The 26,622-nt window shown below is 65.6% G+C and carries 35 protein-coding genes; 9 read left to right on the top strand and 26 right to left on the bottom strand.

Features of this window, described 5'->3' with window-relative positions:
- Positions 1-20: 20 nt before the first annotated feature.
- The 3 genes from ctaD to ACFTR6_RS08465 form a co-directional block, all read right to left on the bottom strand.
- Entirely contained in the window at positions 21-1,769 is a 1,749-nt protein-coding gene (gene ctaD / locus ACFTR6_RS08455; protein WP_076800642.1) for a cytochrome c oxidase subunit I, read from the bottom strand.
- A 130-nt stretch (positions 1,770-1,899) separates the two neighbouring features.
- A complete protein-coding gene (locus tag ACFTR6_RS08460) occupies positions 1,900-2,364 on the bottom strand; it encodes a DUF4383 domain-containing protein (protein ID WP_377957570.1) in 465 nt (154 codons plus the stop codon).
- 79 nt (positions 2,365-2,443) lie between these two features.
- Positions 2,444-2,824 (bottom strand): LuxR family transcriptional regulator, encoded by a 381-nt coding sequence (locus tag ACFTR6_RS08465; protein ID WP_377957571.1) that lies wholly within the window; start codon positions 2,822-2,824, stop codon positions 2,444-2,446.
- Between the two features lie 109 nt (positions 2,825-2,933).
- Here ACFTR6_RS08465 and ACFTR6_RS08470 point away from each other — a divergent pair, with 109 nt between their 5' ends.
- Complete coding sequence (locus ACFTR6_RS08470) at positions 2,934-3,875, top strand: FRG domain-containing protein (RefSeq protein WP_377957572.1); 942 nt, start codon at positions 2,934-2,936, stop codon at positions 3,873-3,875.
- On the opposite strand, the gene ACFTR6_RS08475 is transcribed toward ACFTR6_RS08470, so the two are convergent.
- Together ACFTR6_RS08475 and ACFTR6_RS08480 are read right to left on the bottom strand one after the other, a co-directional pair.
- Positions 3,869-4,285, bottom strand: a complete 417-nt coding sequence (locus ACFTR6_RS08475; protein WP_076800650.1) for a CBS domain-containing protein — start codon at positions 4,283-4,285, stop codon at positions 3,869-3,871. The two genes, ACFTR6_RS08470 and ACFTR6_RS08475, sit on opposite strands and share 7 nt — an antisense overlap.
- A gap of 54 nt (positions 4,286-4,339) precedes the next feature.
- Entirely contained in the window at positions 4,340-4,762 is a 423-nt protein-coding gene (locus ACFTR6_RS08480) for a hypothetical protein (RefSeq protein ID WP_076800652.1), read from the bottom strand.
- 554 nt (positions 4,763-5,316) lie between these two features.
- Between ACFTR6_RS08480 and ACFTR6_RS08485 the strand changes: the two genes are divergently transcribed.
- On the top strand, positions 5,317-6,735 hold the full coding sequence (locus tag ACFTR6_RS08485) for an ABC transporter substrate-binding protein (protein WP_377957573.1): 1,419 nt from the start codon (positions 5,317-5,319) through the stop codon (positions 6,733-6,735).
- Between the two features lie 21 nt (positions 6,736-6,756).
- Here the strand turns inward: ACFTR6_RS08485 and ACFTR6_RS08490 are convergent, their stop codons facing one another.
- The 6 genes from ACFTR6_RS08490 to ACFTR6_RS08515 form a co-directional block, all read right to left on the bottom strand.
- Positions 6,757-7,749 (bottom strand): NAD(P)H-hydrate dehydratase, encoded by a 993-nt coding sequence (locus tag ACFTR6_RS08490; protein WP_377957574.1) that lies wholly within the window; start codon positions 7,747-7,749, stop codon positions 6,757-6,759.
- Positions 7,733-8,491: a histidine phosphatase family protein gene (locus ACFTR6_RS08495; protein WP_076803739.1), complete on the bottom strand. Its 759-nt coding sequence runs from the start codon at positions 8,489-8,491 to the stop codon at positions 7,733-7,735. The genes ACFTR6_RS08490 and ACFTR6_RS08495 overlap by 17 nt, the downstream gene beginning before the upstream one ends.
- Before the next feature lie 297 nt (positions 8,492-8,788).
- A complete protein-coding gene (locus ACFTR6_RS08500) occupies positions 8,789-8,953 on the bottom strand; it encodes a hypothetical protein (RefSeq protein ID WP_157365164.1) in 165 nt (54 codons plus the stop codon).
- Positions 8,954-8,986: 33 nt separating this feature from the next.
- Positions 8,987-10,084, bottom strand: coding sequence for an LCP family protein (locus ACFTR6_RS08505; RefSeq protein ID WP_377957575.1), 1,098 nt, complete (start codon positions 10,082-10,084; stop codon positions 8,987-8,989).
- 53 nt (positions 10,085-10,137) lie between these two features.
- Entirely contained in the window at positions 10,138-10,761 is a 624-nt protein-coding gene (locus ACFTR6_RS08510) for a low molecular weight phosphatase family protein (protein WP_377957576.1), read from the bottom strand.
- A gap of 70 nt (positions 10,762-10,831) precedes the next feature.
- Complete coding sequence (locus tag ACFTR6_RS08515) at positions 10,832-11,305, bottom strand: hypothetical protein (RefSeq protein WP_377957577.1); 474 nt, start codon at positions 11,303-11,305, stop codon at positions 10,832-10,834.
- Between the two features lie 94 nt (positions 11,306-11,399).
- Here ACFTR6_RS08515 and ACFTR6_RS08520 point away from each other — a divergent pair, with 94 nt between their 5' ends.
- Positions 11,400-11,960: a universal stress protein gene (locus ACFTR6_RS08520; RefSeq protein WP_377957578.1), complete on the top strand. Its 561-nt coding sequence runs from the start codon at positions 11,400-11,402 to the stop codon at positions 11,958-11,960.
- A gap of 75 nt (positions 11,961-12,035) precedes the next feature.
- Entirely contained in the window at positions 12,036-12,323 is a 288-nt protein-coding gene (locus ACFTR6_RS08525; protein ID WP_076800663.1) for a DUF6221 family protein, read from the top strand.
- 19 nt (positions 12,324-12,342) lie between these two features.
- Here the strand turns inward: ACFTR6_RS08525 and ACFTR6_RS08530 are convergent, their stop codons facing one another.
- The 9 genes from ACFTR6_RS08530 to ACFTR6_RS08570 all read right to left on the bottom strand — a co-directional run bounded on the left by ACFTR6_RS08530 (position 12,343) and on the right by ACFTR6_RS08570 (position 18,975).
- Positions 12,343-13,017 (bottom strand): DUF6766 family protein, encoded by a 675-nt coding sequence (locus ACFTR6_RS08530; RefSeq protein WP_076800665.1) that lies wholly within the window; start codon positions 13,015-13,017, stop codon positions 12,343-12,345.
- A gap of 92 nt (positions 13,018-13,109) precedes the next feature.
- Positions 13,110-13,526, bottom strand: coding sequence for a hypothetical protein (locus ACFTR6_RS08535; RefSeq protein WP_087871921.1), 417 nt, complete (start codon positions 13,524-13,526; stop codon positions 13,110-13,112).
- Positions 13,513-14,139, bottom strand: a complete 627-nt coding sequence (locus tag ACFTR6_RS08540) for a Rho termination factor N-terminal domain-containing protein (protein ID WP_377957579.1) — start codon at positions 14,137-14,139, stop codon at positions 13,513-13,515. Before ACFTR6_RS08540 ends, ACFTR6_RS08535 begins: the two co-directional genes overlap by 14 nt.
- A 577-nt stretch (positions 14,140-14,716) precedes the next feature.
- On the bottom strand, positions 14,717-14,944 hold the full coding sequence (locus ACFTR6_RS08545; RefSeq protein WP_377957580.1) for a hypothetical protein: 228 nt from the start codon (positions 14,942-14,944) through the stop codon (positions 14,717-14,719).
- A complete protein-coding gene (locus ACFTR6_RS08550; protein WP_377957581.1) occupies positions 14,934-15,674 on the bottom strand; it encodes a GAF and ANTAR domain-containing protein in 741 nt (246 codons plus the stop codon). Before ACFTR6_RS08550 ends, ACFTR6_RS08545 begins: the two co-directional genes overlap by 11 nt.
- Before the next feature lie 123 nt (positions 15,675-15,797).
- Positions 15,798-16,559 carry a GAF and ANTAR domain-containing protein gene (locus tag ACFTR6_RS08555; protein WP_377957582.1) on the bottom strand — a complete coding sequence of 254 codons (762 nt, stop codon included), beginning with the start codon at positions 16,557-16,559 and terminating at the stop codon, positions 15,798-15,800.
- Positions 16,560-17,024: 465 nt separating this feature from the next.
- Positions 17,025-17,666, bottom strand: a complete 642-nt coding sequence (locus ACFTR6_RS08560; protein WP_377957583.1) for a DUF3618 domain-containing protein — start codon at positions 17,664-17,666, stop codon at positions 17,025-17,027.
- The gene (locus ACFTR6_RS08565) at positions 17,663-18,094 is read right to left on the bottom strand and encodes a phage holin family protein (RefSeq protein WP_076800676.1); all 432 of its coding nucleotides are present in this window, start codon (positions 18,092-18,094) and stop codon (positions 17,663-17,665) included. Before ACFTR6_RS08565 ends, ACFTR6_RS08560 begins: the two co-directional genes overlap by 4 nt.
- Positions 18,091-18,975, bottom strand: coding sequence for a hypothetical protein (locus tag ACFTR6_RS08570; RefSeq protein WP_377957584.1), 885 nt, complete (start codon positions 18,973-18,975; stop codon positions 18,091-18,093). The genes ACFTR6_RS08565 and ACFTR6_RS08570 overlap by 4 nt, the downstream gene beginning before the upstream one ends.
- Before the next feature lie 141 nt (positions 18,976-19,116).
- Between ACFTR6_RS08570 and ACFTR6_RS08575 the strand changes: the two genes are divergently transcribed.
- Entirely contained in the window at positions 19,117-19,392 is a 276-nt protein-coding gene (locus tag ACFTR6_RS08575) for a GlsB/YeaQ/YmgE family stress response membrane protein (protein WP_377957585.1), read from the top strand.
- 189 nt (positions 19,393-19,581) lie between these two features.
- The gene (locus ACFTR6_RS08580; protein ID WP_377957586.1) at positions 19,582-21,042 is read left to right on the top strand and encodes a YdiU family protein; all 1,461 of its coding nucleotides are present in this window, start codon (positions 19,582-19,584) and stop codon (positions 21,040-21,042) included.
- Positions 21,043-21,072: 30 nt separating this feature from the next.
- Here ACFTR6_RS08580 and ACFTR6_RS08585 read toward each other — a convergent pair whose 3' ends face one another.
- Positions 21,073-21,228: a hypothetical protein gene (locus ACFTR6_RS08585; protein WP_157365165.1), complete on the bottom strand. Its 156-nt coding sequence runs from the start codon at positions 21,226-21,228 to the stop codon at positions 21,073-21,075.
- Between the two features lie 216 nt (positions 21,229-21,444).
- Positions 21,445-22,158, bottom strand: a complete 714-nt coding sequence (locus tag ACFTR6_RS08590) for a GAF and ANTAR domain-containing protein (RefSeq protein WP_377957587.1) — start codon at positions 22,156-22,158, stop codon at positions 21,445-21,447.
- A gap of 349 nt (positions 22,159-22,507) precedes the next feature.
- On the opposite strand from ACFTR6_RS08590, the gene ACFTR6_RS08595 reads away from it, so the two are divergent.
- Positions 22,508-23,083 carry a helix-turn-helix transcriptional regulator gene (locus tag ACFTR6_RS08595; RefSeq protein ID WP_087874726.1) on the top strand — a complete coding sequence of 192 codons (576 nt, stop codon included), beginning with the start codon at positions 22,508-22,510 and terminating at the stop codon, positions 23,081-23,083.
- Between the two features lie 382 nt (positions 23,084-23,465).
- Here the strand turns inward: ACFTR6_RS08595 and ACFTR6_RS08600 are convergent, their stop codons facing one another.
- The 4 genes from ACFTR6_RS08600 to ACFTR6_RS08615 all read right to left on the bottom strand — a co-directional run bounded on the left by ACFTR6_RS08600 (position 23,466) and on the right by ACFTR6_RS08615 (position 25,436).
- Positions 23,466-23,843 (bottom strand): VOC family protein, encoded by a 378-nt coding sequence (locus tag ACFTR6_RS08600; protein ID WP_087874727.1) that lies wholly within the window; start codon positions 23,841-23,843, stop codon positions 23,466-23,468.
- Positions 23,844-24,143: 300 nt separating this feature from the next.
- Positions 24,144-24,476, bottom strand: coding sequence for a response regulator transcription factor (locus ACFTR6_RS08605; RefSeq protein ID WP_253250630.1), 333 nt, complete (start codon positions 24,474-24,476; stop codon positions 24,144-24,146).
- A gap of 271 nt (positions 24,477-24,747) precedes the next feature.
- Positions 24,748-25,176 (bottom strand): hypothetical protein, encoded by a 429-nt coding sequence (locus tag ACFTR6_RS08610; protein ID WP_076800694.1) that lies wholly within the window; start codon positions 25,174-25,176, stop codon positions 24,748-24,750.
- Positions 25,177-25,178: 2 nt separating this feature from the next.
- Complete coding sequence (locus ACFTR6_RS08615; protein WP_087874729.1) at positions 25,179-25,436, bottom strand: hypothetical protein; 258 nt, start codon at positions 25,434-25,436, stop codon at positions 25,179-25,181.
- Between the two features lie 403 nt (positions 25,437-25,839).
- Between ACFTR6_RS08615 and ACFTR6_RS08620 the strand changes: the two genes are divergently transcribed.
- Positions 25,840-26,085, top strand: coding sequence for a hypothetical protein (locus tag ACFTR6_RS08620; protein WP_377957588.1), 246 nt, complete (start codon positions 25,840-25,842; stop codon positions 26,083-26,085).
- Between the two features lie 129 nt (positions 26,086-26,214).
- Positions 26,215-26,583: a VOC family protein gene (locus tag ACFTR6_RS08625; protein WP_076800700.1), complete on the top strand. Its 369-nt coding sequence runs from the start codon at positions 26,215-26,217 to the stop codon at positions 26,581-26,583.
- Positions 26,584-26,622 lie beyond the last annotated feature (39 nt).

The raw sequence follows: 26,622 nt of genomic DNA on the forward strand, positions 1-26,622 counted from the left end.
TGGAAGCCGGCCGGCTGGCGCTACTCGTCCGGGCTCGGGCTGCGCACGTCGCGCTCGCCAATGTCCGCCGCACCCAGAACGTCGGCAGCAGTGCTGTGCACGGCGTCGTGTTCGCGGACGCGCAGTTCTGGATGGTGCAGGTCCAGGGACGGACGCTCGGAGCGGATGCGCGGCAGGGATGTGAAATTGTGCCGCGGCGGCGGGCAGGACGTGGCCCACTCCAGGGAGGCGCCGAAGCCCCAGGGATCGTCCACCTCCACCTTCTCCTTGCTGCGGGCCGTGATGAACACGTTCCAGAAGAACGGAATCAGCGAGGCGCCCAGGAGGAAGGAGCCAAAGGTGGAGAACTGGTTCATGGCCGTGAAGTTGTCCTGCGGCATGTAGTCCGCGTAGCGGCGGGGCATGCCTTCAACGCCGAGCCAGTGCTGGATCAGGAAGGTGCCGTGGAAGCCCACGAGCAGCATCCAGAAGTGGATCTTGCCGAGGCGCTCGTTGAGCATCTTGCCCGTCCACTTCGGCCACCAGAAGTAGAAGCCTGCGAACATCGCGAACACCACGGTGCCGAACACCACGTAGTGGAAGTGTGCCACCACGAAGTAGGAGTCGGAGACGTGGAAGTCCAGCGGCGGGGAGGCCAGGATGATGCCCGTCAGGCCGCCGAAGAGGAACGTGATGAGGAAGCCGATGCTCCACAGCATCGGGGTCTCGAACGTCAGCGAGCCGCCCCACATGGTGCCGATCCAGTTGAAGAATTTCACTCCGGTGGGGACGGCGATGAACATGGTCATGAGTGCGAAGAACGGCAGCAGCACGGAACCGGTGACGTACATGTGGTGCGCCCAGACTGTGGCCGACAGGGCAGCGATGGCAATGGTGGCGTAGACCAGGCCCTTGTAGCCGAAGATCGGCTTGCGGCTGAAGACCGGGAAGATCTCGGAAACGATGCCGAAGAACGGCAGCGCGATGATGTACACCTCGGGGTGGCCGAAGAACCAGAACAGGTGTTGGAACAGCAGGGCCCCGCCGTTTTCGGGGTCGTAAATGTGGGCGCCGAAGCGGCGGTCCGCTCCGACGGCGAAGAGCGCGGCCGCCAGCGGCGGGAACGCCATCAGCACCAGCACCGAGGTGATCAAGGTGTTCCATGTGAAGATCGGCATGCGCCACATGGTCATGCCGGGGGCGCGCATGCAGATGATGGTGGTGATGAAGTTGACGGCGCCGAGGATGGTGCCGAAGCCGGATAGCGCCAGGCCAAAGACCCACAGGTCGCCGCCAATTCCCGGTGTGAAGGTGGTGTTGTTGAGCGGCGCGTAGACCGTCCAGCCGAAGGCTGCGGACCCCTGCGGCGTGATGAAGCCGGATACGGCGATGGTTGATCCGAACAGGAAGAACCAGTAGGCCAGCGCGTTCAGCCGGGGGAACGCCACGTCCGGGGCGCCGATCTGCAGCGGCATGATCACATTGGTGAACCCGGCGAACAGGGGGGTGGCGAACATCAGCAGCATGACCGTGCCGTGCATGGTGAACATCTGGTTGTACTGCTCTTTTGTCACCAGGACCTGCATGCCTGGCTCGAAGAGTTCGGCGCGGATGAGCAGGGCCATCACGCCGCCGAGGCAGAAGAACACGAAGGAGGTAATCAGGTACAGATACCCGATGGTCTTGTGGTCGGTTGTGGTGACCCACCTGACCACCATGTTGCCTTTTCGGCGGGGCACAACCCTGGGAGCCTCAGTGGTGATGCTTACTGGTTGCTGATATGCGGTCATCGTCTGCCACTCCCCGGCATCGCGCTTCAACGCCCCGTTTGGTGCGAGGGTGCCGGCAGGACCGTGAGCGGTTCACAGAACCGACGGCATCAGGATAGCGCCTGCGGCACCCCCGCAAAAGGTTTACCGGTTAATGGCCCGTGGCGGGACCGTGGACCCTCCGGGTGTCACGGGACAGCATCAGGGCCAGACCGACCATGCCGACACCCAGCAGGAAGTGCAGCCAGTTATCGGCCGTGTTGACCGGAACAAAGTTCGCAGCGGTCTCGTGCCCAATCAGCAGGCCGTACAGCCACAGGACCAGGTAGATGATCCCGCCGTACAGCAGGTAGCTCCGTGCCTGCCCCGGCGTCCGTGCCATGAGAAGTCCGGCCACGCCAAAGAGCAGGTGGACGATGTTATGCAGGATCGACACCTGGAAGACGCCCAGCAGCAGGGCGTCGGACGCGGGCCCGGCCATTCCCAGAGCCGCGTAGTTCGTGGTGATTCCGGGAATGAACCCGAGGATGCCGACGAGCAGGAAGACTGCCCCTACGGCCTGGGCGGCCCTTTGCAGCCGGGACCTTGCACCGGCCGCGCTGCCCATGGTGGTCATGGCGACTACTCCTTCAAATGGAATTGGGTGGAACGGATAGTGACTGGTGCCTATTCAGGAAGCCCGTTTTCGGCGGCGCCTAAACCATGGTTTTGTTTCCGCGGCGGCGTCGCCAAACAAAGACGATGAGAGCGGTGACGATCAGCACCGCCCCGATGACATACGGGGCCCAGTTGAGGCGGTTGGCTTCCGATTCGGCCGGTTCTCCAGTGCCTGGATTGGCGGGAGGCTCGGACGGGGTTGCGGACGGCGACGACGTACCGGTGGGCGCCGGCGTTCCGGCCGCATCGGACGTCCCCGCTTGCACGGGGACCAAGTGCGCGGTCACAGGGTGAACCGTCACAGTGTGGGCCTTCGTTGCAGCCGCGGCGGAAGGTCCCGCATGGGACGGTGCAGCGAGCGAAAGCGCGGCGCCGGCGATGGCAACTAGGGCGGCGAGAGTAGCAAACAGCCTGCGCATAAATTCTCCTGCGGTTGTCCGGTGCTGGCATGAATATAGTAAGCATGATTAGTATCTAAAGATAAGTGCCCTTGGTAATTTATGCGGCTCCAGTCCAAAAGGCGGTCTCGTGGGAAACGGACAGGAAGTCCACGTTGAAGATCTTCAGCAGCTGATCTTTGCCCTGACGCAGGACCAGTGGCAGCCGTCAGAGGCGAAGTACCGCATCAACATCGCGTACCGCGGCCTGTCCTCGGACGAGTATCCGCTGGAGACCGGATTGGCCAGGCTGCAGGCCGAAGCCGCCGGCGGCCTGGAGCAGCATCTGCTGCGCAACTTCAAGAAGTACGCCCACCGGGATGCCACCCCCGGGGATTCGCTGTGGAACTGGCTGAGCGTTGCGCAGCACCACGGACTGCCAACTCGCCTGCTCGACTGGACGTTTTCCCCGTACGTCGCCCTGCACTTCGCCACCTCGAATCCGCGGGGCTACGGCCGTCCCGGCGTGATCTGGTGCGTCGATTACGTGGCGGCGCACGAGCTCCTGCCGCCGGGCCTGCGGACCCACGTGGAGCCGCTGGGCCACGGCCTGTTCACCACCGAAATCCTCACTGCTGCCGCCGGGTCGCTGGAAGCTTTTGATGAATACAGGTCCGACGACGGCGCCGGCGTCCCGCTGTTCTTCGAACCGCCGTCGTTGGATGACCGGATCGTCAACCAGTCGGCCGTCTTCTCGATCATGACTGATCCGGAGGCGTCGTTGGCAGACTGGCTGGCAGGGCACCCCGAGCTCTACCGCAAGGTGGTGTTTCCGGCGGAGCTGAAGTGGGCCATCCGGAACCACCTTGACCAGGCCAACGTCACTGAACGTGTGCTGTTGCCCGGCCTGGACGGCCTCTGCCGCTGGCTGGCCCGCTATTACGGCGACCGTCCCGAGCAGGTGTATCCGGACGCGCAGTTCTCGCCGACCGAGGCAGCCGATCCGGATTCAGCCGATGCCGGAGCTGCGGCACCGGGCGCCCGATTAAGGGACGCCCGATTAAGGGACGCCCCGCCTGGGGACGCTCAGTAGGAGATGAACTCCACGAGTTCACCCACCCGGTCTTCCGGGTAATTCCTGGCAATGTCGGCCTGGCTGAGCATCCCGACCAGGTCGTGGCCGTCAATCACCGGCAGCCTGCGCACCTGGTGCTGCTGCATGGTTCGGATAGCTTCTTCAATCGTGTCGTCGGCGCCAATTGTCACGGGTTTGCCGGCAGCGAGATCGCCCGCCGTGGTGCTCTTGGGGTCGCCGCCCTCGGCCAGGCAGCGGACCACAATGTCCCGGTCTGTGAGCATCCCCTTGAGCCGGTTGTCCTCCCCGCAGATCGGTAGCGAACCGACGTCGAGGTCCTTCATCTTCCTGGCAGCCTGCTCCAGGGTTTCGTTGACGCCGATGCACTCGGCCCCGCCGGTCATGATGTCGCGAGCCAGGATGGACATTGCCGTTCTCCTCATTCCGGGGTTTTCTGTCGAGCCCTTGTGCGGGGCTCTTGTTCAGTCGGGCACTTCCATTTGGAATCCGCAGCCGCAACGCAGCAGCCGGGTGGGCAAGTGGACGTCGTGGATGGTCGGGTAGTGGCCGAGCTCCGAACCGTAGATGCTGCTGGTCCCCGAACTGAGCGAAGCCATCGGGGTACCGCAGTGGAAGTACTCGCCGCCGAACTGCAGCACCCCCATCACCTGGCCGTGGCGGTTCAGCACACCCGCCACGTCATGGACACCGGCGGCGTGGGCGTAGAAGTGGTCGCATTCCACGCAGGTGTAGGAAACGTCGACGACGCCGTCCTGAGGGGGATGAAGGGCCTCGATCGATTCGACGATCAGATGTTCATCCGTCTGGCACTGCGAACACCACAGGGGGTCGCCGGAGGGACGCTGCGCTTCGCCGGGCAGGTGGGCGTTGGAGATGGTCGTCATTGACGCGCTCCTGGTTAGGGGGCATCGGCGCCCTGCTGCTTGAGCTCAATCCCACGCTTAAAATACTCCCGGCCAGACGGGCCTAGCAATAGCACCCCAAGCCGGCGGGGAGCCGCAGGAACAGCCGGCCGCCCGCCGTCGTCAGCTCCCGTTTTCCCGTCCCGACGGCGCCAACTCCGGAAGGAAAATACCCGCAACTGCACCCTTGTGGCGGTGTGGTGCCGGTGCTATAAAACATCTACAGCCAGCCCACGCGGCCGGCAGTGAACGGGAGGACCCGGGGCTTCAATTTGGCTGCCAGAGGGGCGGTTAGCCCGGGAGCACGCCACCGCGCCAGACAGCGCACGGCAGCAGCGTCCGGATCCTCTCGCGGACGGCCTCCGGCTCAACGAGCGGAGGCCGTCCCTTCATGTGGGCATTCATTTTCCGGGTCAGGCAGGCCCTGCTGACAGCCGGGAACCTATTGGCTACGCTTATCACACAGGTCTCCTAGTTGTACGGGGTTGACGCCCCGCGTGCCTCCGTACTGCGGACACGTATGGCAGGAGTGCCAAGTGAATAGGACCAGAGGCCAAGTCAGGGCGGCTGTTCTAGCGGTAGTCTCCTTGGCGGCGGCCTTTCTCGTGTCCTGTACGCCCGGCAAAGGCCAGCCGCCCGGGCCTGCCCCGGATATCGACCACCACAACATCACCGTCTGGACTACCGAGACGCTTCCGGACCGGATGGCCAAGCTCCGCGCCGTCATCGAGGATTTCACCGCCGCCACCGGGGTGAAAGCCGACCTCGTGGGCGTTCCTTCGCACCGCTTCAACCAGGTCATGGCGTCTTCAGCCGCCTCCGGAGACCTTCCCGACGTGATGGCTTCCCTGTCGCTGGGGCAGGTCCGGACCATGGCGGCCTCCGGCCACATCAACTCCGCGGCCAACGCGGCCATCGTACAGAGCCTCGGGGAACAGACGTGGTCCGCCCGGGCGCTTGAACTGACCCGCCACAACGGCCAGCAGTTGGCCGTTCCGGGCTCCGCCTGGCACCAGTTGGTCTATTACCGCAAGGATCTCTTCACGAAGGCCGGGCTGAAGGCGCCCCGGACATACGCGGACCTTGTAGCCGCGGCCAGGACGCTGGATTCCCCGGCGCTCGCCGGAATAGTTGCGGCCAACAAGACAGGCCAGGCGTTCACGCAGCAGTCGTTTGAGCACGTTGCGCAGGGTAACGGCTGCGAGATGGTGGACGCCAAGGGAGGCATCACCTTCGACAGCCCCCAGTGCATTGCGGCCCTGCGCTTCTACCGTGACCTGCTCAAGAACTATTCCATGCCCGGCATACAGGACATTGACTCCGTGCGGTCCGCCTACTTCGCCGGCAAGGCAGCCATGGCGATCTGGCCCACGAACATGCTGGATGAGCTGGCCGGTACCCGGACCGATGCCCGGCCCGGCTGCGCGGAATGCATCAAGGACCCGCTGTTCCTGGCACGGAATACCGGAGTGGTCGCCGGTCTCCAGGGCCCGGACGGGGAACGGCCGGCACACTTCGGTGAAGTGGTCTCGTGGACTGTCACGGCTGATTCGGACGCCGAACCTGCCCGCCGCTTCGTGGAGTACTTCCTGACCGGCGGCTATGCTGACTGGCTCGCCATTGCCCCGGAGGAGCGCATTCCGGTGCGCTCGGGCAGCACTGCAAACCCGGCCGAATACGCCGAGGCCTGGATGTCCACGCCCGTTGCGGCCGGCCGGACCGAACGGCTCGGCAGCGTTTATGCCAGGGACGTTCTCTCCACCCTGCTGCAGGGCGCCAACGACCTGGAGCGCTGGGGGATCGTCGAGGGCCACGGGGAGCTTGCCGGAGCTGCGATGACAGAACTGCCCATAGCCAGGGCCGTCGGCGACGTCGCAGCTGGCCGCGCCGAGCCGCAGGCCGCAGCCACCATGGCTGCCGCATCGCTCCGGTCCATGCTGAAGTCGATGAAGTGATCCGCTGGCGGCACCTCTTGCCTACGTGGCCAGCTCCATCATGAGCCGCGGCAGTTCGTCCGCTAGTTCCCTCGCCAGATAGCCGAGGCTGCCCACCCGGCTGGCCAGTCTGTCGCCTGCCACTGCATGAAGATGCGTCCCCCAGCATGCAGCCTGCGCGTCGCTGGTTCCCCGGGCCCGGAGCCCTGCGATGGCGCCCGCCAGGATGTCGCCGCTGCCCGAGGTTCCCAGCCCGCCGTAGCCGGTGGTGATCTCCCAATGGTTCCCGGAGGCGGGGGATCCACTGTCCGGAGAGCCGCCGTCGGGGTTTCCGCCGTCCGGATTGCCGGCGCCGGGAGGCCCGGCAATCACGCCCTGGCAGCTCACCACTGCCCCGTACTTCCGGGCGATTTCGACGGCGTCCGCCGCCAGATCTTCCGTATCCCGGCCAAGCAGGATTCCCGCTTCGGTGGGGTTGGGTGTGAGGATCAGCCGGCCAGCCCAGGGACCGAGTTCGTCGACCAGCCGGGGGAGTGCGCCCAGGGCATAGGCATCGAGCACCAGGGCCGGCGCATCACCGGAATCCCGGGAGGAGTCATGCCGGAGCAGTCCCCGCAGCAGCGCCTCGGTCTTGCCGATGTCATCCAGTCCCGGGCCGATCAGCACCGCATCCGCAGAATCATAATCCCCGAGCAGATCCTCGAGTCCGGCGTCGCCCACCGAGCCGCCCGGAGCTTCGGGCAGTCCGATCACCCCCGCCTCGGGCAGCGTCACGGCCAGTTGGACCGCCACCGATTCGGCGACTGCCAAAGTCACCCGCCCGGCCCCGGCCCGAAGCACGGCCGTGCCGGCGAGCAATGTGGCGCCCGGCGTGCGGCGGCCGCCGCCGACCACCAGCACCGCGCCGCGGGAGTACTTGTCCGCGCCGGCCGACGGCAGCGGCCAGCTTCGCAGGAGCGTCGGAGTGATCAGGGTGCCGGCATTGTCGGCGGAAGCATTGGGGGCAGCGTTGGAGGCCTCAGCGCGGGTGGACATTGGCATCCCCCGCGTGTTCGGTCACTTCGACGCCCTGCTCTATGAGGTGGTGGGCCACGTTGAAGCTTTCCAGCGTCCACGGGCCCACGCCCTCCGGCCGGACATAGCGGGTCAGCGAGGCGTTCAGGACCGGGTTGCTGGCCGCCACGTCAAGGAGCTCCCGTTCAGACATGCCCTCAAGGATGTACCGGAACAGCATGACCACGGCGTCATGGCACACCAGCATGACCCGGTGGCCGCTGCCGAGCGCGTTCAGTTCGCCGATCACAGAGCGGAGCCGCAGCGCCACGTCCGCCCAGGATTCCCCGCCCGGCGGCCGGTAATAGAATTTGCCGAGCCACCGCCGTCGTTCTGCCTCCTCGGGGAGCCGGGTTTCCACGCCAAAGGCCGTGAGCATGTCCAGAATGCCCAGCTCACGGTCGCGGAGGCGCTCGTCCGAGCGGACGGGGACGGGCCAGCCCGCCGTCTCCACAGCGATCTCGGCCGTCTGGTAGGCGCGCATGTAGGGGGAGGAGATGACGACGTCGGGCCGCCGGTCCTCGGGGACCGCCGCCAGGGCGCGTCCCAGGGCAGTTACCTGCTCCCGTCCCGTGGAGGAAAGCTCGACGTCGGCATCACGGGCCGGGACGGCGATCACCTCCGCGCCGGAAACAGTGGCGTCGGTGGCGGCCACGTTGCCCTGGCTCTCGCCGTGCCGGATCAGGATGAGCTCCACGGCGCCGGCTGTCCAGGCAGCGGGCACCGGGGCATCCTTGTGCGTTCCGTCAGCGGAGGTTCCGTTCTGTCCCACGATTGCACTCCCGTTTGGGCTAGGCCTGCGAATTTTCACGTTACTAGTGCCTTACCCGGAATGTCAGCAGAGTAATCACCCGCCCGGAACCTCAGACGCGTCCTCAGATTTAGTCGCCTCGAGCCAAACGCTCCCTCACATCCTGCTGCCAAACGGGAAACGCTCTATCACCTGTGCGGACGCGTTGGCCAAAAGGCGACGGGATCTGAGAGAGCGTTGGGAGAAAGGCGGCAGGAGGTGAGGACGCGTTTAGGGGATGCGTTTGCCGCCCGACCGGTTGACGAAGAACACCAGCAGGGCCGCCAGCAGGAGGACGGGCGCCAGCCACAGCAGGAAGGACACGGCCTCCACGGCGGCGCCCACGATGAAAAACAGCACCGCAACAATTGCGATGACCCAGATCAGCTTATTCACTGGCTACCCCTCACGATCGGCGCTCCAAGAGCGTCACTTCCCCAGCGTCGCGGCGTACTGCCCCAGCCGGTCCCTCCCGAGCGCCGCCCCCACTGCGGCCACAGCGGAGGGGTCCTGCACCACGATCGACTGGCCGTCCGTGCTGAACCCGGTGCCCGCCGTCGGAAGCGTGAAAAACACCGCGTCCTGCATCCTGACGTTCCGCAGGCTGTACGCGAGGCTGGCCAGCCCCGCCGCGTTCAGTCCCTTGTCCACCGTGATGTACTTCGACGCTGTGTTGACCAGCTTATACAGCGTCACCGGGTTGGCCAGGGTCCGGGCGGAAAGCAGTTTGGCCAGGGTGGAGCGCAGGAACAGCTGCTGGTTCGCGACCCGGCGGTAGTCGCCGTCGGTAAACGCGTAGCGTTCGCGGACGAACTCGAGCGCGCGCTGGCCCTTGAGCCGGTTCACGCCGGCCGGGAAGTGCTGGCGCGTGTCGTGCGTTGAGGTGAAGGCCTGCGGATTGTTGACGTCCACGCCGCCGAGCGCCTCGGTGATGCCCCTGAAGCCTTCGAAGTCCATCATGACGGCGTGGTGGATCTTCTGCCCGAACAGGGATTCCACGGTCCTCACGGCCAGCGGGATTCCGCCCTGCTCGAGCGAGGCGTTGATCTTGGCTTCGCCGTAGCCGGGGATTGAGACCCAGAGGTCGCGCATGAGCGAGATCCCGTAGGCCTGTTTTCCGTCGCCGGACAGATGCACCAGCATGAGGACATCAGCGCGCTGGTTTGGCAGGCCGCTGGGCAAGGCGGGATCACCCCTGCGGTGGTCGCTGCCGATCAGCAGGATGTTCATGGGCAGCTTGGCCGGCGCCGGCGGTTTCAGCGGTTTGGGCGCAGGCTTCTTGGTGGGGGAGGGCTTGGCGGTTGCTGTCTGCGTGGGGCTTTCGGGGGCCGCGCTGATCTCTGTCTTGGCGGTCTGGTTGTTCCAGACCTGGGCCAGGCTGACCAGGAAGGCGCCCGCCACGAGGGCAATCCCGAGCACCGCTGCCAGCACAACGTTGCGTATGGGCCGTTTGGGTTTGGTGCCGCCGTCGGCACCCGGAGCGGGGTCGCCGTTGGCCCCGGCTCCCGGACTGTTCCGGGATTTCATGATCGGAAGGTATCACCAAAAGCCGTCCGTGAGAACGACGGCGGCCGGCCGCCTTAAGCGGGCGCGTTGAGCCGGGCGAAACGCAGGATGGAGATGATCGCCGGGGCCAGCTCGTCTTCCATCTGCCGGTAGTAATCGGCGCTGCGGCGGTAGGGGTCCACGACGTCGTTGTCCGCGGCGTCGGGGGCCAGTGCGAGATGCCGGACCGATGCCGCGCGCGCCGGGAGCTTGCGCCAGAGCCTGGTGTTGGCCGCGAGCCGCTCACCGTTGAGGCCCGCCGCCGGAGGTGCCTGGCCTTCCCGCTCCTCCAGGACATCGAGCATCCTGGCGAACTCGCGGATGGTGAAGGTGCGCTTCAGCAGCGAGGCATCGAGCTGGAGCACCTCACCCCGGTGGCCGGAGGTCATGGTGAGGACCAGGTCCACGTTCCGGAGGATCTTGCCCGTCAGTTGGCGCGCCGCGAAGTCCTCCGCTGTCCCGCCAAAGGTGTGGATGATGTCCGCGGAGAGCGGCTGGACGGGATCGCCCACCAGGGCACGGGTTCCCGCGCTGCGAACCTCAAAGCCGCCGGGAAGCACCTGGTCCAGACCCGCCTGGAGGAGGCGTTCGGCTACCGGGGAACGGCAGATGTTGCCCGTGCAGACGGTCAGGATTCGGACTGGCGAATGCGGTTCCACGTATTGGCTCTCCCAGACTGGCGTGTAGGGCAGGTCTGTCCCACCGATTCAACTTAACATGCGGGCTGCACTATCCCGGGTACGCTGCGGCACCCGGGCCGGACGGCTTCGTGGCCCGTGTTGTCAGCCGCTGAACCAGAACAAACGTCAGCAGGGCTGCGGCAATGTGCACGTGGAGCAGCACATGCAGTGGCTGGGACGGGACGCCTTCCAGCAGCAGGCCGGGGCCGGTGAACTGCGCGGCGGACGCATGTCCGTGGCCGCCGCCCAGGGTGGTGGCGAGCGGATTGGCGAAAAACGCAAAAGCCCAGTGAACGGTCTGCTGTCCCATACCCGCCAGCACCAGCAGGGCCCAGTTCGGAACACCGATGCGGGCCACGACTGCACCGGCCAGGCCCAGCAGTGCGGCGGTGGCGACGAGGAGAGGCACCGCGGGCACCGGATGCCCGGTCCCGGCGTGGATGATCAGGCCCAGGACAACACTGACCGAGCCGAAGAACCAGCCGGCGACGGCATGCTGCCTGCTACCTCCGCGTTCCGCCATGCGCCCATCCTCCGTCAGGTTGCCCGCCGGTGCCAATGGGCCCTAGTAGGCTGACAATGAGAGTCACCCCGATCTGCCGTAAGGACAGCGTGGAATGGCAGCACTCATGAATGAGCCAGCGAAGAAGGCCGGGCTTCCCAGCGGCGAGGGCGAATTCGTCCCCCAGCGCATCGCCGGCCCGGTGGTGGCGGGCGTTGTGCCCGGGCAGCCGCCCGCCGTCGTGCAGCATGCCGCCCGGCTGGCTTACTCCCTGAACGTCAAGCTCATCTGCGCCTATGTGGACATCACGTCCTACCTCAGCAACGAGCGGGACGACCAGGACCTTCTGCAGTCGGCGGGCGCGGGAACCGTTGACGACGCCGAGCAGACCAGCGCCCGTCTCAGGGAGCACCTGCAGGGTGTCCTCGGCAAGGCCGGGATCCGCTGGTCGCTGCTGACCCTTGTCGGGGAACCTGCGCGGGCGCTTGCCCGGCTGGCCGATTCGGCCGACGCCTCGGTGATCGTGGTGGGGACGCGCGAAGGAAGGGTGGGCGCCCGGCTGGAGCAGCTGCTGCTCGGTTCCGTGGCCGTCCACCTCACGCACCGGCAGACCCGGCCGGTGGTTGTTGTTCCGCTCGCCCCGCAGCGGCGGCACCGTCCGAAGGAGGAAGCCTGACGCCATACCGACGCGACTGAGGGTCCGGACGATGGACTCTATCCACCTACCCAAATTGAATGCGAGGGACTTCATATGGCCGACCTGATCGATTTTCTGGAAGCGCGGATCGCGGAGGACGAGGCGGATGCCCGGCAGGGACTGGAGACGGAAGGAACGGCAGGACCCGTCGTCGGGTGGTTCAATCCCGGCCGTGTGCTGTCGGAATGCGCGGCGAAACGGAAGATCCTGGGCAATGTCCCGCTGGTCACCGACGTTCCCACCGCCATCGGCGCCACCAGTGAATACGTCCTGATGGCCCTCGCCGCTGTGTACAAGGACCATCCGGACTACCAGGAAGGCTGGGCCGTCGACGGCCTCTGAGCCGACCTCTAAGCCGGCATCAGCCGGTTGTGCCGGTGTCGTCGTGTGCCGAGCCCACGGGCTTGGACTCGGGTGAGCCGCGCTGGCGGAGGTAGATGGACAGCACAACCATGGATCCGACGGCCAGGAACTCGGACTGCCAGTTCTGCAGCGTGCGGTTCCAGAACTCCGGCGAGGCGATGTATTCCGTCCAGCCGACGGGCTGCTCGAAGTTTTGGATCTGCTCCTGGTTGTAGTTGCTGTTGCCGGAAATGGACTGCACCAGCCAGGACAGGACAAAGATCAGTCCCATCGTCAGCCCCAGCGAGTTGGAGTAGAGGGTACGCCGCCAGCCGGAGACGCGGGCCCACTTCGGCGATTTGGCGTTGCTGAACTCGCCCACGAGCTGTTCCTTGTCCGACTCGGTGCCGGGCTCGTTCAGCTCCTTGGATTCCGGGGAGCCCTTCTGGACCAGCCAGATGGTGGCAAAGATGTACAGCAGGAACTGCAGGTACTCCGACTGCCAGTTTTCCGAGACGTCCACGGCAAAGTTGGACGACACCAGGTACTGCGCGAGGCTGATTTCCTCCAGCCCGGAGCTGAGCTGTTCCTCGTTGTACAGGGCATGGCCGGTGAGGGCCTGGCCGAGGAGGGCGAGGAGGAAGATCAGGCCGAAGAACAGGCTGAGGCCGTTGTTCCTCAATGCTTTTTTCACAGTCCGCCTATCCGTGCATCAGGCCGACAGCGGCCATGTACGCCAGGCCGCCGAGGATCAGGACCAGGTACAGGGTGAAGCTCCAGCGCATCTCACTTGCCTCCCACTTCACAGGCGTAGGGCGCCTCTTCGCCGTTGGGCTTGCAGCCGGCGGCGGTGACCTTCCAGCCTCCCTCGGAGACGGCGAGGAAGACGGCGTCGTTTTCGAATTGAACAAAGGCGTCCTGGCCGTACTGCTCGGTGCGGAGCACGTTTCCGGGGTCCGTGAGCTTCGCCTTCTCCTTCTCCAGTTGGTCCTCGCAGGTTCCGGAGTCGCTGGAGCGGGCCGTCTCCTCCCGGGTGTGGGGCTGCAGCAGCGAGCAGGCGGCGGCCATGTCGGAACCGGCCAGGGCACGGTGAAATGCTTCGGCCGCGCCGGTGGCGGCCGTTCCTTCGGGGGCGCAGCCGGAGAGCGCTGCCAGGGCGATGAGCCCTGGCAGGAGGCCTCCGGCACCCCTACGCGTCTTCACGTTCCGGATTTTCCAGCCGGAAGAAGTTGGACTGTGTTCCGTCGGTGCGCTGTTCCTGGTAGATGAAATTGAGACGGCGGTCGTCAAACGTCTTGAACCATTCTTCCCAGCTGACGCGGCGCAGCTTGCTATCGTCGCCGCCGAAATCAATGCGCAGCACGCCCAGGTGGTCGCCGTGCTCGGTGCCTTCAACGGTGGCCGGGGATCCGCCGCGTTCCTCTGCCCACTGCCTGATGACCTCATGGTGGGTCGTGGCCAGGCTGCGGCCTTCGCGTTCCGGTTCGTCCTCGGTGGAGGTGACCTCCTGTGAATATTTCAGCGAGCTGGATGAGGCGTCGCCGTGGCGGATCTTGCCGCCTTCCGGCCCGGCGCCCAGATCGTCAGCGTCAGCACCGCCGTCGTTGTTTTCCCCATCCCGGGAGTCACTGCCCCCGCCGCCCTGGGAACGGGCGTTGGCGACCTCTTTCACCAACTCCTCCTTGCGCATGTTCGAGGCTCCGCTGATGTTCTCGCCGCGGGCCTCCTCACGCAGCTCATCCGCCTTCATTTCCCGGAGTTCGGTCTCGCTGACATTGGGAGTGTCCGGCGTCTGGTTACCTGGCTTTTCACTCATGGCAATTCCTCCTCGTGCTGGACGATAGCGATTACTAAGGTTACTTATTGTTTAGTCCGTGCCGGGTGGGCCGTCAAGTTCCCCAACCGGCTGAACAGGACGTAACCGGCGCCTTATGCAGCAGGCCGATCACTGCTAGTTTGGCAGGACGCATCCATTGCCTGCCGTCCCCACCGGCCGGTGCAGGCTGTTGTTTTAGGAGGTTTCTTTCATGAACGATGTTCCTGGACACGATGAACTGCCCTTGGCCGATTATGACCACATTCCCAGCGGAACCTTGCCCTCCCGGATCTCAGCCTTGGACGAAGGCGGCGTGGGCCAGCTGCTGGAGTACGAACGTGCCCATGGCAACAGGCTTCCGGTCGTCCAGATATTGGAGCACCGGTTGGAGGCGCTCAAGGGAGGCGCCGAGCCCAGCGGAAGTTCGGCTCCCCCCACCCCGGAAGTTAGCGGTGCAGACGGCGGATCGAAGGTGACCCCAGCAACGTCGGGACCACCGGTGAATCCGCCCCCTCACGGAGTCCCCACGAACCCATCCCAGCAACCGCGCTGAACGGGTTAGTCGTCGCTGAACGGGTCAGTTGTCGAAAGAATTGCCCAGTTCGTAGATGGCGTGGTCCAGAAGGTCCCGCTGGATGGGGCGCAGCATGTAGGAGCCGTGGAGGTAGGCCTCAATCTCCATCGCTCCGGCGTCGCCGCCGATGCTGAAGTAGTGCATCCAGAGCTCGTCGACCTCAAGGTCCGTCGAACGGAATGCCTTGGCAGTCTGTTCCCGCTGCTCCTCGCCGTCTGGGTCAAGATTCATGGCGACCGGCGGCGAGGTCCATGGTCGGTTCGAGGATCCCCAACGCCACGGCGCTGAGTAACGCTTCCTCCGTGCGCGAGCGCTTGATCATGACCTGCAGGGCGTCCCGTTCGCCCACCTGCAGCCGCTCCATGAGCACACCCTTGGCCATGTCGATGACGCTCCTGCTGTGCAGGGCATCTTTCAGGGCAGCGCTGAGCGCCGAGGCGCGATCCCGGGCCTGCAGGTTGGACAGGAAGAGTGCTGCAGGACCGGCCAGGAGGGACAGGATCTGCTCGCTGTGCTGATCAAAGGCATGCGGCCGGTCTGCGTAGACCTTCAGCGCTCCAATGGGCTCCTGCCCGCTCGCGCCGGTGGCGTCCGGCACCCACAGCGGGACGCTGAGGCAGGACAGCAGGCCCAGCGGAGCACTGGCAGCGCTCCACTCCGGCCAGCGCCGTTCCTCGCGAAGATCGTCAACGCGGACGGGTCGCGCACCGGCCCAGGCGGACAGGCAGGGACCCTCCCCGAGGTCGTACTGCAGGCGGTCCATCTCTTCCACCAGGGCGTTTGTCGACGCCGTACTGGTTGGCCTGCCTTGGGCATCGATCAAGGTGCCGCCTGCGCCGACACTGCCGGCTACACTTTCGTGCGCTACCTGTGCCAGGCTTTCCACGGCATGGTCGACCACTGTTTCCGTCAGCAGGAGTCCGGCCACGCGTGCGAAGATCTCGGACAGTTCACCTGCCATGGGTTGGTTCCGCGTCACGGGGTGGCCTCACATGTCATCAGGATGGGAAACGCCCCTCTGCGAGGTGCGTCCGGCAGGTGCTTCCCATCATAGTCAGGGGTCCTGCGGCTACTTCCGGAGGGCTTATCCATGCGTTTCATCACCGTGTCCTGCCCGCTCCGGAAGCTTTGCGCCGTTCAGGATGTCCGCTGCTATCCGCTTCAACTGCTGTTTGCTGGACAGCGCCATGTCGTGGAGGATTCCGGCTGCTTCGTCACGGCTGCTGCGCGTTTGGGCCATGACCAGGCTGAGGGCGGCATCGACGACGGCCCGGGACTGCAGGGCTCCGTGCAGCCGTTCGGGGTGTAGTGCCACCCGGTGGACGCGCAGGGCGAGGCGCAGTATGCGCGACAGCGAATGGGCGTAGGACTCGACCGAGGCGATGGCGGCCTCGTCAAACAGGTCGGTGCTCATGGCATAGCAGTTCAGGGCTGCTGAGGCGTCCGGTCCGGCATCGATGGGAACAGCTAGAACGGATGCAGCCCCGTGCCCCACCGCCCCGGCGTAGCGGCGCCACCGTTCAGACTCCTCGAGGTCCTCGACCAGCACCCTCCGGTTTTCCCTCAGGGCTGTCAGGCAAGGGCCGTCGTCGAACCCGTACTGCTTTTCATCCATCCTCTTGGCTGCCTCGCTGCTGCTGGCCACGGTAACCGGCCGCCCGTCACGTTCCACGGAAATCGCGCACAGCAGGGGCTCGGGCGCAGCGAGTTTCGCCGCCGAAAAGACGCTGAGTTCAAGGAGGAATTCGTCAAAGCCCGGGCTCTCCAGCAGCAGATCCTGCAGCTGTTCCAGCGACGGCGGCGGATTTTGGGCAGACGAGGCTGCCTGGCCAGGCTCAGCGGCCATCGCATGCCTCGATCCACTGGGAGGAGGATCCCACAATCCATTCTTTGGGCCGGATCCAAGCTCCGGAAACGATCGCGGACTGGTTGGATCCACGGCCAACGCGTAACAAACAAGGCAAACACCACCGCAGGAGCTCCGCGCTTCACCTCTGCTTTCGAGCCTACTCCCAATATTCTGCGCGGGATACACGACGCCCGGACCCGGCGCCGGCGCGGCCCAACTGACTGGCTGTAGATGCCGTTTTGAGGGCCCAAAACGGCATCTACTGCGAGTCAGTTGGGTGGTCATCGTTTGGTTCCGATCGGTTCTTGGGCGGTGGCTGTACGCGGACTGGATTTAAGAACGCCTGAAGACGACTGGAACGCTGCATCCACGAGGTTGCGGATGCAGCGTTCCAGGGGACATGCAGCAGGGCGGATTCAGTGCCGGGACAGAGCCCTGCTGAATCAGTCCGGCTCATGTCGACTACGTGTTTTGGACGTGGTCTTTGGCGTCGGTGGCGGTTGCTTTGACGTCGGAGGCGGCGGTTTGGCCTTCTTCCTTGACGTGCTGGGCGGCGTCGGTGGCGGTGGCCTTGACGTTTTCGACGGCTTCCTGGGCGGGTTCCTTCCAGCCCTGGGCCATGTCCTTGGCGGTTTCGGTCAGTTGGGTGGTGACCGGTTCGGCCGCGGTCTTGAGCTTGTCGGCGGCTTCGCGTTCCTTCTCGCTGGGCGGGATCAGGGAGGAGACGAGCAGTCCGGCGCCGAAGGCGATGAGCCCGGCGGCCAGGGGGTTGCCCTGGGTTTTCGCGGCGACCTGGCGGGGTGCGTCGGCGATCGCTTCGCCGGCGCCGTGGAGGGCGTTGCCTGCGGCGTCGGTGGCCTGGTGGACTCCGCCGCCGGTGGTGTGGGCGGCGGAGTGGAGGTGGCCGGAGGCGCTGTGGGTGGCGTGTTCTGCGGTGCCCATGACTTTCTCCTTTACTCCGAAGACGGCGTCGCGGACCTTGCTGGTTTGGCGCTGGACGATGTTGGAGGGGGTGACCTTGTCGGCGACCGCGTCCACGTTGGTGCCGAGGCGGGCGCGGGTGGCTTCGATGTCGGCGCGGATGGCGTCCGGGTTCTCACTCATCGGTGGTCTCCGTTCGGTTTGAGGGTGGGCGGGATTTCCTTGGCGGTTTCGACGGTCTGGGGCATGCCCTTGATGGCTTTGAGTTCCTTGCGTCCGACGGAGGCCAGGATCGCGGCGATGATGCCCCAGATCACGGCGACGACGACGGCGGACCAGCCCAGTCCCATCAGCTCGCCGAGGGCGTACCAGAGGGCGATGGAGAGGAACAGGAGCACGAAGTGCCCGGCGACGCCGGCGCCGGCGAGCATGCCGCCGCCCTTGCCGGCGCGGGTGCCGGACTGTTTGAGTTCGGCTTTGGCGAGTTCGATTTCCTGCCGGATCAGGGTGGACAGGTCCCGGGTGACCTCACCGAGGAGGTCGCCCAGGGACGTGGTGTCGGCCTTCGCGTGCGCGGCCGTTGGCGGGGTATCGGGTATCTGGCTGCTCACAGGGGACGACCTCCACCCTCGGTGTACGGGTCCTCGGGATCGCGCAGCGGAACGCCGGCTGAACCCGGAGCGTCAAATCCGGGGCGTGCGGCCTCGCCATACACCGTCTCCGCGTAGCTCGTCGGGGTTGCCTGCGGTGCGTCATACAGGGGAGCGGCCGGTGAAGTCAGGCTGCTTTCCGTGACGGGCGGCTGGACGGGGTACTGGGGAACAGTGCCGGCCGTTGTTCCGTAGCCGGTGCCGGTTTCGGGGGCGCCGGCCTGCAGGCTGCGGCCCAGGCGTCCGGCAAGCAGGCCAGCGCCTGCCGCGAGGAGCAGGAAGGTGCCCGGGCGCTGGCGGGCGAAGGACTTGACCTCATTTAGGAGCGAACCCGGGTCCCGGTTGTCCAGCCAGGACGCGACGGATTCGGAGCGGTCGGCGGCCTGCCGGATCAGGTCCGAGGCCACGCCCTGCTGGTCCGGTGCCTCGGCCATGGTGCGCAGCTGCGAGGAGATGCTGCGAATGCCTTCGGCGGCCTTGGTCTGCTGAGTGCCGGCCTGGCTGGTCAGGTCAGACTTTGCCTGGTGCAGCAGGTCCCGCGCGCTGTTCTTGGCCTCGTAGGCAACGTTCTTCGCCTCGGACTTGGCCGTCTCGGCCACGTTCTGGGCTGCCCCGGCAGCGTGGCCCGCCACGTGGGCGGCCTCGTCCTTGGCCACATCCTTCTTGGAAGCATCGTCCTGGTAGGCCGTGGCGGAGCCGCTTGTGCCGTAGCCGGCACTGCCCGCGCCCGTGGCGTTGTAGCCGGTGGTGCCCGTTCCAGTTGTGCCGTAGCCCGTGGTGCCCGAACCGGTCGTGCCCGGGCCCGTGTTCTCCACGTCGGTGCCGAATGGGTTCTCGGTCATCATTGCTCTCTTTCCTTTGAGGGTTAGCTGCTGCTGATGAACCAGCACGCAGCAATAGTAAGCATGATTACGATCTAATAGTAAGTAGACTTCCTACACCATCTCAGAACTTGTCATGTGCAAGTAGGAAGGCTATGGATCATGATTGGATTTATCGTCGCCGGTCTCGTTATCGGGGCCCTTGCCCGCCTCATCAAACCGGGAAGGCAGAATCTCGGGATCGTCGCCACGCTGCTCTTGGGGCTGGCGGGGTCCGTTATCGGTGGAGTTGTGGCCAGCTTGCTCGGTACTGGCGACATCTTTGAGTTGAATGTCCTCGGCTTCGTCGTTGCTGTTGTTGCGGCCGTTGCCCTCATTGGTGTCGCGGAGTCGATGGTAGGCCGCCGTCGTCGCGGGACACCCACCCGCCGCTTCTGACGGTTACTGTCGCTCCCGCTGCCACAGTGCGTGCACTTCGTGCCTGCACTAGGTATGGAGCGTTGGCCAGGCGGCGACGGGATGCGATGGAGCGTTGGCGAAAAGGCGGCAGGATCTGATGGGGCGTTGGGGGAAAGGCGGCAGGATCTGATGGGGCGTTGGGGCGGGCGGCGAACGTATGCTTGAAAGATGAGCGCTTCAGCCGCATCAACCGTTACCTTTGAAAGCCGCTTCGCCACTGAGCTTGCCGAAATGGGCATCCCCTGGAAGGCCGAGGAGGTCCCAAGCCCCCGGTTGCTGGTCCTGAATGAGCCGCTGGCCGCGGAACTGGGTTTTGATCCGGCTTTCCTCAGCAGCCCCGAAGGGCTTCCGCTGCTGATCGGCAATGCAGTGCCCGACGGCGCCACTCCCGTTGCGCAGGCATACTCCGGCCACCAGTTTGGCTGGTTTGCGCCGAGACTGGGTGATGGCCGTGCGCTCCTGCTCGGTGAGATTGCCGGCGTCGACGGCCGCCTCCGTGACATCCACCTGAAGGGTTCCGGCCGCACGCCGTTCGCCCGGGGTGGCGACGGCTTGGCCGTCGTCGGGCCGATGCTGCGCGAATACATCGTCAGCGAAGCGATGCACGCGCTGGGCATTCCCACGACCCGGTCGCTCGCCGTCGTGGCCACTGACCGTCCCGTCCAGCGGGAAACCGTGCTGCCGGGAGCGGTCCTGACGCGCATCGCGGGCAGCCATCTGCGGGTGGGAAGTTTCCAGTACGCCCGGGCGACCGGTGACGGCGCTCTCCTCCGCCGCCTTGCCGACCACGCGATTGCCCGCCACTATCCGGACGCCGCGGAGGCGGACACCCCATATCTGGCACTGTTCGATGCGGTGATCGGGCCCCAGGCTTCGCTGGTGGCCCAGTGGATGCTGGTGGGCTTCATCCACGGCGTGATGAACACGGACAACATGGCCATCTCGGGCGAGACCATCGACTACGGCCCCTGCGCCTTCATGGACGCCTTCGACCCCGCCACCGTCTACAGCTCCATCGACGAGACCGGCCGTTACGCCTATGCGAACCAGCCCCTCATCGCAGAGTGGAACCTTGCGCGCCTGGCGGAGGCGATGCTGCCGCTGTTCGACGACGACGAGGAGCTTGCCGTCGAGCGCGCCCAGGAGTCACTGGGGGCATTCCGCCAGCAGTACAGTGCCACCTGGTTCGCGGGCATGAAGGCGAAGCTCGGATTGGACGGTGTTGCCGATGACGATGCTTCGCCCCTGACTGACGAACTGCTCGGGCTTCTGCGGGAGGGGCGGGTCGACTACACGTCGTTCTTCCGGCGGCTTGGCAGCACGGCCCGCGGCAAGGGCGGCCCTGCACGGAGCATGTTCCCGGAGCCGGAGGCATTCGATGCCTGGGCCGAACGCTGGCGGGCGCTGAACCCGGATGCGGACGCCATGGACCGGATCAACCCTGCCTATGTGCCCCGCAACCACCTCGTTGAGGAAGCACTCGGCTCTGCGACCGAAGGTGACCTTGGCCCGCTCCAGCGGCTGCTCGAAGCGGTGACGGACCCCTATAACGAGCGTCCCGGCGTCGAGCGCTACGCGGAGGGCGCGCCGGAAAGCTTTGGTCCCTACCGGACCTTCTGCGGTACCTGAGCCGCCTGGCGCTTGGCCAGGTGGAGCAACCTAGCTGACGCCAGGGTGCACCAGGGTGTCCGTCTCCAGTTCGCTCGCCGGTGCGTCGGCCAGTCCCGCGGGCGTGAGATCCAGGTCGTCCAGAGCGACCACGCCTGCGGTCGGGGCGGCGTTCAACCCGGCACCCGGGGCAATGTTGTTAGTCATGGTTCTCCTGAAGTAAGCGGGACGTGCATTGTGTGCTGTCTCGCTATTTTCCTTGGAACCGGCGCGCGCGCCAAAATTGCGCAGAGCCGGAAAATGCTGTAGCCGGCTGCGGCTTCACCCGTTCCCGGCCCCGGAAGTGAGGTTTTTGACGACGGCGGCAGCCCCCTCATGCACGTGCCGTTACGGCGCGTGGTAAGGCAGTTTTATGACGGACGGTTACAGGTTGCCGCCGCCGATGATGTCCCGGGCGAGCTGGTGCAGTGGTGCGTTCCGGCGCCGGGAGGTGCTGATGAGGGTGGCGAGTGCCTGGTCCCGGCTGACATGGAGCCGTTCCATGACGATTCCGGTGGCTGTGCCGATGGCATCGCGGGCGCCGAGGGCGCTGATCAGTCCGTCGCTGAGCCGCTCGGCGGCGTCGCGGGCCTGGGTGTTGGCCAGCATCAGCGCCGCCGGGCGGGCGAGCAGTTCAAGCAACCGGACGGCCTTGGAGTCCAAGCCGTTCTGGACGGGGGAGTAGACCTTCAGTGCCCCGATGGCGCCGTCAGGGGTGGACAGCGGCGTGCTGATCACCGAGCGAACGGGCAAGCCGGCAATGGCACGGCTCCAGGCGGGCCACCGGGGGTCGGTACGCGTGTCCTGGACCGTGACTGTTGTCTGCTGGGCCCAGGCAGTCAGGCACGGTCCTTGTCCAAGGTCGTACTGAAGCTTGTCTGCCTGCAGGATGTCGGGATCAGTTGAGGCCGTGCTGGTGCGCCGGGCGCGCGTGTCGATCAGGCTGACGCCTGCCCCCAGGGTTCCCGGGATGGCCTCCTTCAGGGCCTGGGCGAGCGCCGAAACGGCTTCGTCGACAGTTTCGTGGGTCAGTAGGAGGTCGGCGATCCTGGCTGTGAGAGCTGCCAGTTCATCGGCGAGGGGCAGGTTGGCTTGCATCAGGACCTGGCCGACATGTGGCGGGCTGGCCCGCGGGGACCTGGCCGGCTGCGGGGGCGGGTTCCGGTCCTTCCAAGAGTGGCTGGTGAGACAGGCATGGGTGTTCGTTCCTTTCCTGGGCCAGCAGGGTGCCGCGCCGTCCCGGGTGGCAGACCGCCGTATGTTGAAAACGATTAACACAATTATTTCAGCGCAGTGCGTCCGCCGGGAGGGGTATTGGCCCTTGCATGACAACGAATTCAGCGTGGTAATGCCGCAGTGGAAAATGCCAATTCCATTGCGCTGGCGAGGGTTTTGTGGGGAGATAATCGGTTAAGAACATGTGTGCTTCTGTCAGATTGGGGCAGCTGTGACGGGACGTGCAGGACTCGGGGAACGGGTCGCGGCTGGTGACGCGGAACTGTTCAAGGCGCTGGCGCACCCTGCAAGGGTCCATGCGCTTGCGGTGCTCGCGTCCGGCCCTGCCAGCGTGGCGGAATTGTGTTCAGCCACAGGACTGAAGCCATCGCATCTGGCCGGGCATCTCGCTCAGTTGCGTGCCCAGCATCTTGTGACGGGGCGTCGGACAGACGGGCGCCTGCAGTACTGGCTGTCCGTTCCCGAGATCGCAGATCTGCTGCTTGTTGCCGAGTCCGTGCTGCGCGCCCGAGCCGCCGCGGACGCGGGCGGCCTGGCCCGCATCAGAGAGTCGCAGGCAGTGTCGGGTGGCTTGGAGGCGGCCGTCCTGACCGACCAGTCCGCGGCTGTACTGGAGGAATCGCTGGGAAGGCGCGCGCTGGTAACTGACGCTGTCCGGACCGTCAGTGCAAGAACCGGCCGCACCACCGAGCAGGTCCTGGCCGGATTCCTGACTGAGGCGCGGGAGCGCAGCCTCACGCTGGCCGAGGTGTCCGGCGAGGCGGTTGCGGACCCCGGCGCCCGCTGAGCCTGTCGTAGCCCGAAGTTGAGCCTGCCGACACCCGAAGTTGAGACTGTCCAAACGTGCTTGTAGGCCCCACCCGGGGCGCATGTCCGACAGGTCTCGATTTGGGCACTAAGGGTTTGGCTATTGACGGCGAAGGCGGCCGTCGGCGAGACTCGTAATTGAGGAATTGATGAATTTATGGTTTTTTCAATCCTCTTCTTTGGGGGCCCTCTGCTCCGGCGGGGCAGAGGGATCAAGCGTCGCGGGGCAGGTCGAAACCCTTCACTGCCCGGGGGCCGCGAAATAGGCGGAAAGGGGCCGGAACAGCGTGGTTCCGACTCCTTTCCGGTTCCCGCCCCGGCATGGCGCCGCACCAAACTCCGCGAACACGGAGCTGCCGGAACTACGGCATTTCGAAGAGGCTCAGAATGTTGCCTTCGCTGTCCAGGAACCAAGCCGCCTTGCCGGCATCCGAGCTGGCGATGCCGTTCTCGGTCTTCAAGCCGGGGAGATCGTAGTCCTCGAAGACGACGCCGCGGCTCCGCAGTTCCTGCACGTCACGCTCGACGTTGTCCGTGACCCACCCCATCTGGGTGTTCTTCGCAGTGCCCGCGTTGTCTGTTCGGTACAGCAGGAACCTGGTTCCGTTGCCGCACTGGTACATCACGTCGTCGTCCCCGGGTGCCTGGGGTTCCAGTCCCAGCTTGTCCCGGTAAAACTCCTTCGCCCTGGCAATGTCCTTCGCCGGAAGGACAGCTGCGACTGGTGTGTCTTTGAGCATGACAGTTCACTCCTCGTTGAGTTGATGGCGTTGGTCCCCGGTCAGTTCCGGGAACGGGTCGGCTCCGGGAGCGGACTGGCCGTCCTTGCCCGGGCCGCGTGGCCGCCCGTTTCGCCGACAGCCGGGGCGGCCGCCTGGGACCCTGCGGCGCCCTGCCAGCTCACCGGCGCGAGTGTCCCCGAAGTTTTATGGGGACATTATGGAGCCGATGTCCCGCCTGCGCATACAGGGCGCGGAAACAGAAAGGAACGACGCCGGCTGGCTGGCGCTGTTGCCGGAACCCCGTGCTGCGGTGCGCCGTCAGGCCCGTGGTTCGAGGCCGTGGGCCGTCAGCGGACCGACGGGGCACAGCTTGTTGACCGTCTCTGTGAGCTGCCGCGGGCGGAAAGGCTTGATCAGGTAGGCGGCGGCTCCGGATGCCATGCCGGCCCATTCGTCGTCGAGCTCCGCCCGGGCCGTGATGAACAGCATCGGTGCCTCGGAGCGGGCGCGGATGTGCTGCGCCACCTCCAGTCCGTCCATGTCCGGCAGGTTCAGGTCCAGCGTCACCAGGACGGGATGGTGTTCCCACGCTGCGGCCACCCCGTCAGCGCCGTTGCCCACCGCGTGAACGTCAAATCCGATCCGCGCCAAGATCAGAGTGACCAGATCTTGAATGTCCTGGTCATCCTCGATGACCAGACAAAGCCCCCGTGTACCCAAACGTGCCCCCCGGCCTGTAGTAGGTGTGCCCAGTGTAAGGCGGGAACCTCAAGACGGGAGGGGCCGGGGCGCGAAAAAGCCCCGCACCATTGTGAAGGCGGTGCGGGGCTTCCCGGGGACGACCATCCGCATGGGGGAATAGGATGGGGCCCCGCACAAAGTTACCCGGGCGTAAGTTTGTACTTCAAATGTACGATTCCCGTCATTCGGGCAGTTCCATCTGGAAGCCGCACACGCACCTGAGGACACGGGTGGCCAGGTAGACATCCAGATTGTCCTCCGCTGCGCCTTCAGTGGACAGCGGTGCGGACAGCCGGCGGAGCTCCGATCCTGCCTTGGCCATCGGTTGTCCGCAGTGCATGTAATGCCCGCCGAAGATCAGGACGTCCCCTGATTGTTTCCGGCGCCCCAGGACCGCGGACAGGTCGGCGACCTGGGCAGGATGTTCACTGAAGAGCCGGCAACGGCTGCAGGTGTAGGCAACCATGACGACGTCGGGCGGACAGTCCCGGATGTCCGTCACCGATCTGACGGTGAGGTGGTAATCGGTGCCGCAGCGGCTGCACATCACGGGCCGGACCCGTGCTTCGCCGGCGCCGTCGGAACGGAAGTCGGGGGAACTGAGCGACATGGTCAGCCGGCGTAAGGATAGCTGGCAAGGATGTAGTCGGCCGCGGCGCGCCCTTTCATCCGCCGCTTGGTGCCACGGAGGTTGATGCGGCAGCGGCGCATGCCGGCCCGGAAGGACGAGTCGGTTTTCGGCGTCAGCCCCTGGAGCAGGCACCAGCTCGTATACAGCCCGTAAAGGCAGTCCGGCCCCAGCGGGCTGTCAGTTTCGGGGGCGGGGGAGGTGGCGTCGTGAAGGAACTGCTGGAAATGCGAGGTGGCCATGGCAGGCTCTTTCCTCTGGGGTGCGGGATGGCCACCGTGAGGCTACAGCGGCGTTACCTCCGGGCGGTGCACAACACCTGAAGGGGTCGCTGCAGGAAGATCGCAGAGGCCTGTATTGAATTTACCCGCCAGTAGCTCGCTTGTACAGCATACGCGGCTGGCTGCCGGGGAGCAGCATCGTTTGGGGCCGGCGGCGGACTGGGTTAGGCAGCCAGGTCCCGGAGGGTGGACCAAGGGCCACCGCCGCCGGCCCTGGATAAAGTATCGGCGTTCATCCTTGGAAGAACTTTGGGGTTCCTTGGGCCCCACGGGGGAACGGGGGGTCCGCAGGGTGTGAACTGGGGCGGCGTGTTGCCCGGGCCACGTTCACAGCCTGTTCACCCGCAGCTGGTTCCATAGATGCATGGATGCGAACACTGGCAACGATCACGACGCCGACCTGCCGGCAGCGTGGGGGACACTGGCCCCGGGGCCGGAGATGGAGACCCGGAACCCGGGCAGCCCTGTCCGCTCCGGCGCCGCCGGCAGCGTGCCGTTTGGCGGCTCCGTTGTTTTCACCTGGATTGATGGGCAGTCTTCCCGCAGGCTGCACTTTGCCGGAGACCCCCTGGTGGTCCTGCCGGAACTCAACCACACGGACGCGTTTTAGCAACTTTGGTGTTGAACAAGTGTTGTGTCGGACAAGTGTTGTGCCGCCCACACCCAGCCCTTCGGCCGTGCCGCGAGTACCATCGGAAAAAGTACGTGGCCCGGAACGTTCCGGAGACTGGAGCAGCTCATGCAACTCGGCGCTTTCTCACTCAGCCTGGCGGTCAAGGACATCGCGGCATCGGCGGCGTTTTACGAGAAGCTGGGATTCACCAAATCCGGGGGCGACGCCGACCAGCACTGGCTGATCCTCCGGAACGGGCAGACGGTGATCGGGCTCTTCCAGGGAATGTTTGAGAAGAACTCCCTGACCTTCAACCCCGGATGGAACCAGGACGCGCAGCAGCTGGAGTCGTTCACCGATGTGCGCGATCTCCAGCGCCAGCTGAAGGAACTGGGTGTTCCCTTCATCGCTGAAACCGGGGACGGTACGGGGCCTGCCAGCTTCATCCTTGTGGACCCCGACGGCAACCCCGTCATCGTGGACCAGCACGTCTGATCCGGGCTTTCACCCGACGGGGTTTCCATCTGATGAGGC

Origin of the sequence: Arthrobacter sp. NPDC057009 (assembly GCF_042673905.1) — a bacterium.
GTDB lineage: Bacteria > Actinomycetota > Actinomycetes > Actinomycetales > Micrococcaceae > Arthrobacter.